The sequence below is a fragment of the Streptomyces sp. NPDC088254 genome (assembly GCF_044740925.1).
Taxonomy (GTDB): domain Bacteria; phylum Actinomycetota; class Actinomycetes; order Streptomycetales; family Streptomycetaceae; genus Streptomyces.
In genome coordinates this window covers 170,061-182,167 of record NZ_JBIURQ010000014.1, presented here as the reverse complement: position 1 = coordinate 182,167, position 12,107 = coordinate 170,061, and the positions used below count along the sequence as shown (strand labels likewise).

The window sequence follows — 12,107 nt, the reverse complement described above, 5'->3', positions numbered from 1 at the left end:
GGGGGCGGGCCGGGCCCCGCGGCGCCCCCCCGGGGGGGGCCGCGGGGGCGGGGGGGGGGGGGGGGGGCCCCCCCCCGGGGGGGGGGCCCCCCCGCCCCCCGGGGGGGGGGGGGGGGGGGGGGGGGGGGGGCCCACCGGGGGGGGTGCGCCGCGCCCTGCGCACGACAGCCCCGTTTCCCGGCACGCGTCAGAGATGAGAGCGCCGGTTGTCGAACCGTGATCGACCCGACTCGGCCCGTTTCGCCCGGTGTGAGATCCGCGACGGGGCAGGTCACGTGCGGGGGAAGACCGATCCCGGGCGGCGCGGGCGGCCCGCGCGGCGTCTGCGCACCGCTCCGCGGTGTCCCCGGCGCGGCGGCTCGTGCCCGCTCAGCTGGAGCCGGACGCGCACCTCGGTCCCGCCCAGCACCGAGGACCCGATCCGCACGTCCCCGCCGGTGGACTCCGCGAGCCGGCGCACGATGTCCAGCCCGAGCCCGGTCGAGCCCGCGTTCCCGGAGCCCCGGCCGCGCGCCATCGCCGCCTCGGGGTCGGGTATGCCGGGGCCGGCGTCCGACACCAGCACGATCACCGCGTCCTCGGCGTCATGCACGTCGACGGCCAAGGCGGTGCCCTCCGGGGTGTGCCGGAAGACGTTGCCGAGCAGCGCGTCCAGCGCCGCCGCCAGGTCGGCGCGGGCCACGGGGATGCGCACCGGCCGGTCCACCCCGGCCACCCGCACGGTGCGGTCCTCGTCCTCCGCGAGGGCGGACCAGAACGCCATCCGCTCCCGCACGACCTCGGCCGCGTCGCAGCCGGCGCCCGGGCCGGCGGCGGCAGTCTGCGGCCTGGCCTCGCGCGCGGTGCGGATGATCGTGTCGACCTCCCGCTCCAGCTGGGCGACCGCGGCCCGGGTCTGCTCGGCGGCCGGGGAGTCACCGAGGGAGGCCGCGTTGAGCCGCAGCACGGTCAGCGGCGTCCGCAGCCGGTGGGACAGGTCTGCCGCCAACTCTCTCTCGTTCGCCAGGAGTTGTACGACCTGGCCGGCCATGGAGTTGAACGCGACCGCCGCCAGCCGCAGTTCGGTCGGCCCCTCCTCGGGCACACGCGCCCCGAGCTTGCCCTCCCCCAGTTCGTGCGCGCCCTGGGCCAGTCGCTGGGCCGGTCGCACCATCCGCACGCCCAGTCGGTCGGCGACGGCGACCGAGCCGACGATCAGCGCGACGCCCACCCCGGCCAGCACCGCCCACGCCGTGGCGACGCCGTTGCTGACCTCGGCCTCGGGGACGTACACCTCGATCACCACGGTGCCCAGGCCCAGCGCCACGGGCTGAAGCAGCACGGAACCTCCGGGCACGCCGACGGTGGAGGCGCGGCCCAGGGCGCGCACGGCCTCGACGTCGGAGCCGGCGGCACGCGGGCGGCCCAGGCGGGCGGCCGGGCGGCCCTCGCCCGCCGGCAGGTGCACCGCCATGTCGTCGCCGGAGCCGGCGGAGGCCACGACCCGCTCCAATTCGCCCCGGTCGGTGGTGATGGACAGCGCGGGGACCACGACGGCGGCCTCCCGCTCGGCGTTGGAGAAGGCGCGGTCGCGGGCCATCTCCTTGATGACCAGTCCGAGCGGGACGGCGAAGGCGATCACGACCATGGCTGTGACCGCCAGACAGACCTTGACCAGAGCCCACCTCACGGCGGCCCCCCGGGGTCCTGCGGTGCGTCCTGGGCCGCGGGCGGTTCCAGCTTCACGCCGACGCCGCGCAGGGTGTGCAGGTAGCGCGGGCGGGCCGCCGTCTCGCCCAGTTTGCGGCGCAGCCAGGACAGATGGACGTCGATGGTCTGGTCGTCGCCGTAGGACTGCTGCCAGACCTCGGCGAGCAGTTCACGGCGGGGCACGACGACGCCGGGCCGGCCGGCGAGGAAGGCGAGCAGGTCGAACTCGCGGCGGGTGAGGTCCAGCCGCGCCCCGTCCAACTCCGCCTGGCGGCGCAGCGGATCGACCGTCAGTCCGCCGACTCGCAGCACCGCGGCCGGCGGGGCCGATCCCGCCCCGGGCCGGGACCGGCGCAGGACGGCTGCCATCCGTGCGGAGAGGTGCTCCACCGAGAAGGGCTTGGTGAGGTAGTCGTCCGCCCCGGCGTTCAGCAGCCGGACGATCTCCGTCTCGTCGTCGCGGGCGGTGGCGATGATGACCGGCACGTCGGTGATGCCGCGCAGCATCTTCAGGGCCTCGGAGCCGTCCAGGTCCGGCAGTCCGAGGTCCAGGACGACCACGTCGAAGCGGAAATGGGCGACCTCGCGCAGCGCCTCCAGCGCCGTCCCGACGCTGCGCACGAGGTGCGAGGCGTCGGTCAGGTGCCGGATCAGCGCCGAACGCACGAACTGGTCGTCCTCGACCACGAGCACACTTGCCATGCGCGGCAACCTACGCCATGCCGGCGAGCCCGGTTCGGGCCTGTGGACAACTCGTCGCATGGGGACAACCGGTGAGGTGTTCATGCGGTGCGGGCGCACATCCGTGCGACACCCGTGGGGCGTGTGGGGCAAGATGGCCGCGATGCGCAGCGGACTCGTACACCTGCTCGCGTGGTCGCTCGCCACGGGCGCGGCGGTCACGCTGTCGTGGTGGGGCGTCCACACGGTGATGGCCGGAACGGCCTACGACCCGCCGCGCGCACTGCCGCTGACGGCGGGTGAGGCGACCGGGCGGGCCGGGGCGAGCGAGCCGCCGGGGTCCGTGACGAGCGGCCCCTCGTCCTCCCCTTCCGCCGACCCGTCCCCGGCACGGCCGAGCCGCACGCCGGACACCTCGTCGGCGCCGCCTCCGTCACCCTCCGTCCCGTCCGGCTCGGGCACGTCCGCCTCGGGCGCTTCCAGGGCGGCGGCCCCCGGCGGGACCGGCTCGTCAGGCGAGGTCAAGAGCTATGACACCGAGGGCGGCCGGGTGGTCCTCGACCTCGGCACGATGTCCGCGTCGCTCGTCTCGGCGACGCCGAGCGCGGGCTGGTCCATGCAGGTGTGGAAGACGCAGTCCTGGATCCGGGTGGACTTCGCCTCGGGCGCGGACCGGGTCACGGTGTTCTGCACCTGGCACGACGGGCCGCCCCGGGTGGACGTCAACACCTACTGAACTCCGGTGCGTGATCGGACTTCTACTCGAAGACCGAGGGCGGCGGGGCCGGTGACGCCACGGCCGAGGCGTCCGTGACCGGTGCGGCTCCGCCGGTGAAGTCGAGGAGCTGCCTGCCGTGTTCGACGCGGCCGGGGTGCGGGTCGGAGGCGGCCCGGCGGGTCAGCTCGGCGACCGGCAGGGGCAGGTCGCAGGCGACAAGGACGGCGTTGCCGAACCGTCTGCCGCGCAGCACGGCCGGGTCGGCGACCAGGGCGAGTTCACGGAAGCGGGCGGCCGCGGTGGCTATCTGGCCGCGCAGATGGGCCAGCGGGGGGCCGTCGGCGACGTTGGCGGCGTAGAGCCCGCCGGGCTTCAGCGCCCTGCGGACCCCGTCGAGGAACTCGCCGGACGTCAGGTGCGCGGGCGTGCGGGCCCCGCTGAACACGTCGGCCATGACCACGTCGGCCCATCCGTCGGGTACCTTGCCGAGTCCTTCACGGGCGTCGGCCGACCTGACCCTGATCCGCGCCCCGGGGTCCAACGGCAGTTCACGCCGGACCAGTTGGACGAGACGCGCGTCGCGTTCGACGACCTGCTGGGTGGAGCGGGGGCGGGAGGCGGCGACGTACCGGGCGAGGGTGAAGGCGCCACCGCCGAGGTGCACCACGTGCAGGGGCTTGCCCGGCGGCGCGGCGAGGTCGAGGACGTGGCCGAGGCGGCGCTGGTACTCGAAGGACAGGTACGTCGGGTCGTCGAGGTCGACGTGCGACTGCGGCGCCCCGTCGATCAGCAGCGTCCAGGCCCGCGCGCGGTCCCGGTCCGCCACCAGCCGGGCCTGCCCGCCGTCCACGGGTTCGACGACGGCTTCGGCGTCGCGCTCGCGACGAGAGGTGCGGGACCGTGCCATGAGGGCATTCTCGCAGGTGCGGTGCCGGGCCTCAGCGGCAGTTGTCCGCCGCCTCGATGACGCGGGCCGCCTCGCCCAGCGCTCTTCGCAGCACCGCCGGATCCGTCGCGAGGTCCGCCTCGCCGGGCGGGACCAGCCAGTCCGCGCCCTCGACCGGCGGCTCGGGGGGCAGCCGCAGCCCGCGGCCGTCCGTCTCCGTACAGGTGCTGCCCGGCACGTCCCAGGCGGCCGCCGTGCCCGCGGGCACCACGAAGCCGAGCGTCCCGCCCCCGTCGTCGTGCAGCACGGGTCCCACCGCGTCTCCCGGACCCCGCCTGCGCAGGATGTCCACGGCCTCCAGCCCCTGCCGCGTGGGGACGGTGACCACGTCACACCCCGGCTGCGGCTCACTGCACTCGACGTCGACGTTCCGGCTGGTCTGCATCCCGGCCTCCACCACTGAACCCCTCCTTCGGCGAGCGGCGCGGGAGTCGGGCGGCTCCCGGTCCACAGGGCTCAACGCGTCACGCCCGTCAAGGGCTACGGCGGAAGTCCGCCGCAAAGGATGGCAGTTCATGGCAGATCTCGTAGGAGATATCCGGTTTGTGGCCAAACACCGCGTGGCGGTCCGGTCACAGCAGGTACGTTCTTGCCGCCGGACAACAGGGTGATCACCTCGGACGATCGATCGGCTCGCCCCGCGCCCGGCATGGTTGGACGGTTCGCACGAGAGGACCCGGCCATGGCGTCGTCGACGGTGCCCCCATCACGGCCCGACCGGCCCCAACGACCCAACCTCGCCTTCCGGCGACTGCGCGGACAGCGCTCGCCGGCCGAGTTCGCCGCGCTGGTTCGGCGGGCCGCGCGCGAGATCGGCGAGCGGGTCAGTTGCGACGCGCGCTACATCGGCCGGGTCGAGGCGGGGGAGATCCGCTGTCCCAACTACGCCTACGAGCGGGTGTTCCTGCACATGTTCCCCGGCCGCACACTCACCGACCTGGGGTTCGCACCCCGTTCGTCCGTACGCGGGCGGGGGGCGCGCATGGAGGAGGAAGCGCCCCTTGCGTACCCCGGCCGCCCGACGCGTTCCTCCACGGACGCGCCGGGCGCCGGTGAGACGCGCCGGACGTACGAGCCGTATGACACGCAGGACCCGTACGACACGCACCACGACCACGAGGAGAGCGACGTGCTGCGTCGCGCATTCATGACCGGCGGAGGCGCCACGGTGGCCGCCGCCTCGCTGGGCCCGCTCGGGTTCGCCCTGGAGGTGCCCGCCCCGGAGCGTCCCGTCCGCCGCGCCTCGAGCAGCCATGCCGGCGCCCTCGAAGAAGCGGTCCGCAGGATCCGGCTGCTGGACGACCGGCACGGCGCGGACGGTCTCTACCGGCGCGCCGCGACTCCGCTGCGCGCCGCCTACGCGCTGCTGGACGCCGGGGCGACCCGGCAGGCCACCGTCGACCGGCTCCACTCGGGCGCCGGCGAACTCGCCATCTCCGTCGGCTGGCTGGCGCACGACTCAGGCCGCTTCGACGACGCCCGGTCCCACTACGCCGAGGCTCTCGCCACCGCCCGGATGACCGGCGACCACGCGCTGGAGGCGCACGCCTTCTGCAACACCGCCTTCCTCGCGCGCGACGCGGGCCGCCCGCGTGAGGCGGTGCGGGCCGCCCAGGCCGCGCAGCGCGTCGCCCGCCCGCTCGGCTCACCCCGGCTGATGTCCCTGCTCGCGCTGCGCGAGGCGGGCGGCTGGGCGGGGCTCGCCGACCGCACCGGCTGCGAGCAGGCCCTCGCCCGCGCCCAGGCTCTCTACGCGCGGGGCGGCACGGACGCCGACCCCGAGTGGATGTCGTTCTACGGCGAGGCCGAGCTGGAAGGGCTGGAGGCGCAGTGCTGGTCGACGCTGGGCGACTGGCCGCGCGCCGCACGCCACGCGCGCCGGGCGGCGGACCTCCAGGATCCGCACTTCACCCGGAACATCGCCCTGTACACGGCCGAGTTGGCGGACGACCTCGCGCGGGGGGGCCGACCCGACGAGGCCGCGGTGGCGGGCCTGCGCGTCCTGAACCTGCTGAACCAGGTGCAGTCCTCACGCATCCAGACCATGCTCGCCGGCACAGCCAGGGTGCTCCTCCCCCACCGCCGCGCCTCGGGAGTGTCGGACTTCCTGGAGAAGCACGCGTCGACACCGCGCGGAGTGACGCCGGCGTGAGGCGGGCGTGACACGGCACCCGGGCACCCGCCCGGCAGGGGGCGCCTGGTCTTCAAGCCAGGCGCCCGGGGGCAGGCTCCCTGCGCGAACTCCCCTTCACGCCAAGTGCCCCACGTCGTTCCAGCTCTCGATCGCCGGCTCCCCGTAAGCCCATCCCAGGACCGACAGCGACGTCGGGTTCAGCCGTATCCGCCCGGCGAAGGACAACGGCAGTCCCAGCCACCGCGCCCCGATCGACCGCAGTATGTGCCCGTGCGCGAACACCAGCACATCCCGCTCGGCCGAGCGCGCCCACGCCACCACCTCGTCCGCCCGCGCCGTGACCTCCGCGAGGGACTCCCCGTCCGGCACCCCGTCCCGCCAGATGAGCCAGCCCGGCCGCAGCGCCTGGATGTCGTCGGGGGCCAGCCCCTCGTACGCCCCGTAGTCCCACTCCATCAGCGTGTCCCACCGCTCGGCCCGCTCGCCGAAGCCCGCGATCTCGCACGTCTCCCGCGCGCGTGCCAGCGGGCTGGTGCGGACCTCGACGTCGGGCAGCCCGTCGAACGGCGCCCGCCGCAGCCGCTCGCCCAGCAGCTTCGCGCCCCGGCGGCCCTCCTCCAGCAGGGGCACGTCGGTCCTGCCGGTGTGCTTGCCGGACAGCGACCACTCGGTCTGTCCGTGCCGGGCCAGCAGGATGCGCGGTGCCATGGGGGACCTTTCCGGGACAACCCTGGGAAATCCAGGGGACGAAGCGGCGGCGAAGTCCCTCCATCATCGCTCACCCTGGGTGTGGGCAACCCGACGGGCGGCCCCGGCGTCTATGAGGGCCGGGGACGTCCTTTGCAGGGGGCGCGAGCACACGCCGTACAGTGGCACCTCCGTGCCACCGGCGCGGCAGCGACGAGAAGGGGGAGGCATCGGATGCCGCAGACCGAGACACCGGACACCGGGGCTATCCCGCGGACCCGGCTGCGCTGGTGGACCGAGCTGCCGCTGATCCTGGTGGTGTACGCCTGCTACACGGCGGGCCGTCTGCTCGCCCGCGGAGACGTCTCCACGGCCGTCGACCACGGCCTGGCCATCCTGCGCGTGGAGAAGTTCCTCCGCATCAACGCCGAGCACCCGCTCAACCGCCTCTTCACGGACCAGGCGTGGATCGGCATACCCGCCGACTTCTGGTACGCGTCGCTGCACTACGTGGTGACGCCGGCGATCCTCGTCTGGCTGTTCCGCTCGCGCGCCCTGCACTACCGCGCAGCCCGCACCTGGCTGATGGCGTCGACCCTCATAGGCCTGATCGGCTTCACGCTGCTGCCCACCTGCCCGCCCCGTCTGCTCTCGGCGGAGCACGGCTTCGTCGACACGATGGCGCAGTACAGCTCGTGGGGCTGGTGGGGCGGCGCGGCGAGCGCCCCGCGCGGCATGGGCAGCATGACCAACCAGTACGCGGCCATGCCGAGCCTGCACGTCGGCTGGGCGCTGTGGTGCGGGGTGATGCTGTGGCGGCACGGCCGCACCCGGCTGGCGAGGACGGCGGCCGTCGTCTACCCGCTGGTGACCACGATCGTGGTGATGGGCACCGCGAACCACTACTTCCTCGACGCGGTCGCGGGCGCGGCCGTGATGGGGGTCGGCCTGCTGGTGACGCCGCTGGTGCTGCGCCGCGCCGAGCGGGTCCGCCAGTGGCGCGCGACGCGCACCGAGCTCGCCCCGACTGCGGCCTCTGTCGCCACCCCCGCCCCGATTGTCAGTGGCGGATGCCAGACTTCCACGGGTGAGCGAATTCCACGGCAGCGCGAGTCACGGTCCGGGAGCGGAGCCGAACCAGGTGCCTCCCCCTCGGACGCGGGGGACGGCGCTGCGGCGGCGGCTCGCTGAGCTGCGCGGCCCCGACGTACCGGCCAAGGCGCTGGACGCCCGTGCCCTCGCGGCGCTCGCCGCGAACCCGGGATGCAGCCGGCGCGCCATCCTCGACGGCGCCGGGGTGAACAAGACGGCGCTGGCGAGCGCGCTGGGCTCGCCGTCGGCCTTCGGCCAGTCGCAGTTCGCCCTCACGCGCGGCAACGCCTTCGAGGCGAAGGTGAAGGCGGACGGCGGCACCGAGCTGCTGCGCCTGGTGCACGAGAGGCTGGACCCGCACGCCGAGCCCCCCGCCGGGGCGAGCGTGCCCGACCTGACGGCGGTCGGCCCCGAGGGCCGCACCGCGCGGACGGCGCTGGCCCTGCGCGAGGCCACCGCCGCGGCCGGGACGTGGACGCTCCTGGACCATCCGATGCTCGCGCTCGACGTCGCCGGCTCCCCCGCGTTCCTGGAGCCGGACGCCGTCGTGGTGCACCCCGACGGCAGCTGGACCGTCGTGGAGATCAAGTCGTTCCCGATGCTGGACGGTTCGGCGGACCCGGCGAAGGTCGGCGCGGCGGCCCGGCAGGCCGCGGTGTACGTGCTGGCGCTGGAGCGGGTCGCCGCCCGGCTCGACCCCGCGCCGCCCGTGCGCCACCGGGTGCTCCTGGTGTGCCCGAAGGACTTCTCCAACCTGCCCACCGCCTCCGCCGTGGACGTCCGCAAGCAGCGCGCGGTCACGCGCCGCCAGCTGGCCCGGCTCACCCGCATCGAGGACATCGCCGACGCCCTCCCGGAGGGCACCTGCTTCTCCCCGGAGCTGCCCGCCGACCAACTCCTGGCCGCCGTCGAGTCGGTCCCGGCGACGTACGCGCCCGAGTGCCTGTCCGCGTGCGAGCTGGCGTTCCACTGCCGCGGCCGCTCCCGCGAGGCCGGCGCGGTGACGACTCTGGGCCGGCCGGTCCGCGCCGAACTGGGCGCGCTGACCACCGTCGAGGACGTGCTGGCGGCCGCGCGCGGGGAGGCCGGCGATCCCGACGACCCGGCGGTCGCCGCCCTGCGGCGGGCGGCGCGGCTGCGCGGCGAGGCGCTGGAGGCGATGTGTCGCTGATCACGACCCTCGCCCGGCTCGAGGCCGTCGCCACCGGTCGGGCCCAGCCCGCCGCGACCGTCCGCCACCGGCATCTGTCCCCGCGGCCGCTGGTGTTCGTGCCGCTGACCACCGCCGGCGAGGCCGGCGCCCCGCTGGGCGCGCTCGTCGGCACCGACCGGGACGCGCCGCGCCTGCTGGTCGTGCCCCAGCCGCGCGACCGCGACCAGAGGTTCGCCTTCCTCGCCGAACTCGCCGACGTCGTCCTGCCGTACGTCGACTCCTACGCCGACGTCGTGGAGGCGGCCGAGCGCACCGAGACCGACCCGGAGAGCGGCAAGCGGGTCAAGGTCGAGGTCGACCTGTGCGCCGACGCGCCCCAGCTGATCGTGCCGAGCCGCGCCGGCGTCGAGTTCGTACGGCTCCTGGGCCGTTCCATGCGGTTCCGGCGTACGGCGGAGCAGGACCCGGAGACGCCGTATCCCGCGCCCCCGCGCGTGCCGCTGCTCGGCCGGTGGCTGACGCACTACGCGGAGCGGGCCCGGGTGCCCGGCTCCTCGCTGCTGCTGGCCGTGACCGAGGTGCTCGGCCGGCACTGGGCCACGGGGCAGTCCAGCCTGGAGGACCAGCACCTCGGGGCGCTGCTCGCCTGGATCGACCCGCCCGGGGACGCCACGGGCGCCGAGGCCGCGCTGCGCGCCGAACTCGCGCGTGACGCGCAGGGTCAGCTGCTGTGCCCGCCGGCCGGTCCGGCGACCGACCCGGCGTTCGACAACAGGCTGCTCGCCCCCGCCGTCGAGCGCTACGACCGGGCGCGTGTCGCCCTGGCCGCCGCCGAGGACGGCGTGGAGGCCGACGAGCGGCTGGGCGCGCTGTCCGCCGCCGAGCGGGAGATCCGCGACCTGGTGGAGAGCCGGACGCGACCCACCTGGGACGCGGTGTGGCGCGGCCTGGACCTGCTGCGGACGCTGCCCGAGGGGGCGCATGTCGAGGAGCGCTGGACGCGCGACCGCTGGTCGTTCACCGGCCACCGCGACCGGGTCGTGACCGGCGAGCCCCCGCAACCCCGCCGCGACGACGCCGTCACCGCGGCCGGCAAGCTCGCCGCACGTGAGCGTGAGCAGGCCCGGCTGGAGGCGCAGGAGGCGCTCGACGACCCGCTGGTGATGGCAGGACGGCGGCTGGTCGGGGAGGCGTTCGCGGGCGAGGTCGTCGACGTCGTCATGGCGTACAGCGAGAGCAAGCGGCCGAGCCCCCGCCCGCTGGTCACGGTCCGCACGGACGACCGGCCGTATCTCGCCGAGCGGGCGAAGGTGTACCGCTCCCTGGGCGGCAAGCCGCAGACCGCGGAGTTCGCGGGCCGTGAGGAAGGGGACGACGGGGCGCGGGACGGCGTGGAGCTGCTCGTGCTGCGGATCGTCGACAAGATGGGGCGCGGCAGGGAACCCGAGCCGGGGTCGGTGCCCGAGAAGGGCGACCGGGTCTGCTTCACGCTCTTCGAGCACGAGCAGCGCGGCGGTGCGAAGCTGCCCGACCCGGAGGAGACGCCGTGGACGCATGGCGGGCCGCCCGGTGAACAGGCCCCCGAAGCACCCGACTCCGTCACCCGGGAGGACCTCCTGTGACGACCGACACCGCCCTCGACCCCGGTACGGCCGCCGCGCGCGCCACCGACGCGATCCTCCGCGACACCCTGCACGGCACCGCGCGCGGCGTCGTCGTGGACTCCCCGCCCGGCGCGGGCAAGTCCACCCTCGTCGTCCGCGCGGCGCTCGAACTCGCCGACGCGGGACGCCCGTTGATGGTGGTGGCGCAGACCAACGCGCAGGTCGACGACCTGGTGCTGAGGCTCGCCGCGAAGAACCCCGAGCTACCGGTGGGCCGGCTGCACAGCAGCGACGCCGACGCCTACGACAAGGCGCTGGACGCCCTGCCGAACGTGAGGACGTCGGCGAAGGCGGGCGAGCTCTCCGGTCTGCCCGTGGTGCTGTCCACGGCGGCGAAGTGGGCGCATGTGAAGGTCGACGAGCCGTGGCCGCACGCCATCGTGGACGAGGCCTACCAGATGCGTTCGGACGGGCTGCTGGCCGTGGCCGGGCTGTTCGAGCGGGCGCTGTTCGTGGGCGACCCGGGGCAGCTGGACCCGTTCGCGATCGTCGGCGCCGAGCAGTGGGCGGGCCTGTCCTACGACCCGTCGGCGTCGGCGGTGTCGACGCTGCTGGCGCACAACCCGGAGCTGCCGCAGCACCGGCTGCCGGTGTCCTGGCGGCTCCCGGCGTCGGCGGCGCCCTTGGTCTCCGACGCCTTCTACCCGTACACGCCGTTCCGCAGCGGCACCGGCCACGGCGACCGGCGGCTGTCCTTCGCCGTGCCGTCGGACGGCTCCGGCCCGGACCGGGTGATCGACGAGGCGGCGCGGTCCGGCTGGGGGCTGCTGGAGCTGCCCGCGCGGCGCACGCCCCGCACGGACCCGGAGGCGGTGCGGGCGGTGGCCGCGGTCGTGCGCCGTCTGCTGGACCGGGGCGGCGCGGCGACCTCCGAGAGCTCGGAGGCGCCCGCACCGCTGACCGCCGACCGGATCGCCGTCGGCACCGCCCACCGCGACCAGGCGGCCGCTATCCGCGCGGCGCTCACCGAGCTGGGCGCCGCGGGCGTCACCGTCGACACGGCGAACCGGCTCCAGGGCCGGGAGTACGACGTCACGGTGATCCTGCACCCGCTCTCCGGCCGCCCCGACGCCACCGCCTTCCACCTGGAGACGGGCCGCCTCTGCGTCCTGGCCTCCCGCCACCGCCACGCGTGCGTGGTGGTCTGCCGCGAGGGCGTGAGCGACCTCCTGGACGACTACCCGTCGACGGAACCGGTCCAACTCGGCACGCTGGTCCGCTTCCCGGACGGCTGGGAGGCGAACCACGCCGTGCTCTCCCACCTCGCAGAACACCGCGTGCGATGGCGCCCCTGACCGGTGCCCGGTCGGGTGGCTCTCGGCGTCGTCAGGGGGCCTCGGGGT

At 75.3% G+C, this 12,107-nt stretch carries 11 protein-coding genes; 6 read left to right on the top strand and 5 right to left on the bottom strand.

The features are described 5' to 3' along the window. Window positions 1–271 precede the first annotated feature (271 nt). Both ACIOC0_RS35010 and ACIOC0_RS35005 read right to left on the bottom strand, forming a co-directional pair. Window positions 272–1,669, bottom strand: coding sequence for a sensor histidine kinase (locus tag ACIOC0_RS35010; RefSeq protein ID WP_402160020.1), 1,398 nt, complete (start codon window positions 1,667–1,669; stop codon window positions 272–274). Further along, complete coding sequence (locus tag ACIOC0_RS35005; protein WP_402160018.1) at window positions 1,666–2,391, bottom strand: response regulator transcription factor; 726 nt, start codon at window positions 2,389–2,391, stop codon at window positions 1,666–1,668. The genes ACIOC0_RS35010 and ACIOC0_RS35005 overlap by 4 nt, the downstream gene beginning before the upstream one ends. 142 nt (window positions 2,392–2,533) lie before the next feature. Here ACIOC0_RS35005 and ACIOC0_RS35000 point away from each other — a divergent pair, with 142 nt between their 5' ends. Beyond that, a complete protein-coding gene (locus tag ACIOC0_RS35000; protein WP_402160016.1) occupies window positions 2,534–3,106 on the top strand; it encodes a hypothetical protein in 573 nt (190 codons plus the stop codon). A gap of 22 nt (window positions 3,107–3,128) precedes the next feature. Here the strand turns inward: ACIOC0_RS35000 and ACIOC0_RS34995 are convergent, their stop codons facing one another. Together ACIOC0_RS34995 and ACIOC0_RS34990 are read right to left on the bottom strand one after the other, a co-directional pair. Further along, complete coding sequence (locus tag ACIOC0_RS34995; protein WP_402160013.1) at window positions 3,129–3,995, bottom strand: spermidine synthase; 867 nt, start codon at window positions 3,993–3,995, stop codon at window positions 3,129–3,131. 31 nt (window positions 3,996–4,026) lie between these two features. After that, window positions 4,027–4,419 carry a hypothetical protein gene (locus tag ACIOC0_RS34990; RefSeq protein WP_402160010.1) on the bottom strand — a complete coding sequence of 131 codons (393 nt, stop codon included), beginning with the start codon at window positions 4,417–4,419 and terminating at the stop codon, window positions 4,027–4,029. Between the two features lie 297 nt (window positions 4,420–4,716). On the opposite strand from ACIOC0_RS34990, the gene ACIOC0_RS34985 reads away from it, so the two are divergent. Then, window positions 4,717–6,186, top strand: coding sequence for a tetratricopeptide repeat protein (locus tag ACIOC0_RS34985; protein ID WP_402160007.1), 1,470 nt, complete (start codon window positions 4,717–4,719; stop codon window positions 6,184–6,186). A 96-nt stretch (window positions 6,187–6,282) separates the two neighbouring features. Here ACIOC0_RS34985 and ACIOC0_RS34980 read toward each other — a convergent pair whose 3' ends face one another. Beyond that, window positions 6,283–6,876 carry a histidine phosphatase family protein gene (locus tag ACIOC0_RS34980; protein ID WP_402160004.1) on the bottom strand — a complete coding sequence of 198 codons (594 nt, stop codon included), beginning with the start codon at window positions 6,874–6,876 and terminating at the stop codon, window positions 6,283–6,285. A 213-nt stretch (window positions 6,877–7,089) separates the two neighbouring features. On the opposite strand from ACIOC0_RS34980, the gene ACIOC0_RS34975 reads away from it, so the two are divergent. The 4 genes from ACIOC0_RS34975 to ACIOC0_RS34960 are packed head-to-tail and all read left to right on the top strand — an operon-like array spanning window position 7,090 to window position 12,059. Next, window positions 7,090–8,046 carry a phosphatase PAP2 family protein gene (locus tag ACIOC0_RS34975; protein WP_402160001.1) on the top strand — a complete coding sequence of 319 codons (957 nt, stop codon included), beginning with the start codon at window positions 7,090–7,092 and terminating at the stop codon, window positions 8,044–8,046. Further along, a complete protein-coding gene (locus ACIOC0_RS34970; protein WP_402159999.1) occupies window positions 7,997–9,118 on the top strand; it encodes a hypothetical protein in 1,122 nt (373 codons plus the stop codon). The genes ACIOC0_RS34975 and ACIOC0_RS34970 overlap by 50 nt, the downstream gene beginning before the upstream one ends. Next, window positions 9,109–10,722, top strand: coding sequence for a hypothetical protein (locus tag ACIOC0_RS34965; RefSeq protein ID WP_402159996.1), 1,614 nt, complete (start codon window positions 9,109–9,111; stop codon window positions 10,720–10,722). Before ACIOC0_RS34970 ends, ACIOC0_RS34965 begins: the two co-directional genes overlap by 10 nt. After that, window positions 10,719–12,059, top strand: a complete 1,341-nt coding sequence (locus tag ACIOC0_RS34960; protein ID WP_402159994.1) for an AAA domain-containing protein — start codon at window positions 10,719–10,721, stop codon at window positions 12,057–12,059. The genes ACIOC0_RS34965 and ACIOC0_RS34960 overlap by 4 nt, the downstream gene beginning before the upstream one ends. The last annotated feature ends 48 nt before the right edge of the window (window positions 12,060–12,107 follow it).

Coding starts and splice junctions, on each gene's coding strand:
- ACIOC0_RS34975 (WP_402160001.1), top strand. CDS start 7,090: ATGCCGCAGACCGAGACACCGGACACCGGGGCTATCCCGCGGACCCGG.
- ACIOC0_RS34995 (WP_402160013.1), bottom strand. CDS start 3,995: ATGGCACGGTCCCGCACCTCTCGTCGCGAGCGCGACGCCGAAGCCGTC.
- ACIOC0_RS35000 (WP_402160016.1), top strand. CDS start 2,534: ATGCGCAGCGGACTCGTACACCTGCTCGCGTGGTCGCTCGCCACGGGC.
- ACIOC0_RS34990 (WP_402160010.1), bottom strand. CDS start 4,419: ATGCAGACCAGCCGGAACGTCGACGTCGAGTGCAGTGAGCCGCAGCCG.
- ACIOC0_RS34985 (WP_402160007.1), top strand. CDS start 4,717: ATGGCGTCGTCGACGGTGCCCCCATCACGGCCCGACCGGCCCCAACGA.
- ACIOC0_RS34980 (WP_402160004.1), bottom strand. CDS start 6,876: ATGGCACCGCGCATCCTGCTGGCCCGGCACGGACAGACCGAGTGGTCG.
- ACIOC0_RS35005 (WP_402160018.1), bottom strand. CDS start 2,391: ATGGCAAGTGTGCTCGTGGTCGAGGACGACCAGTTCGTGCGTTCGGCG.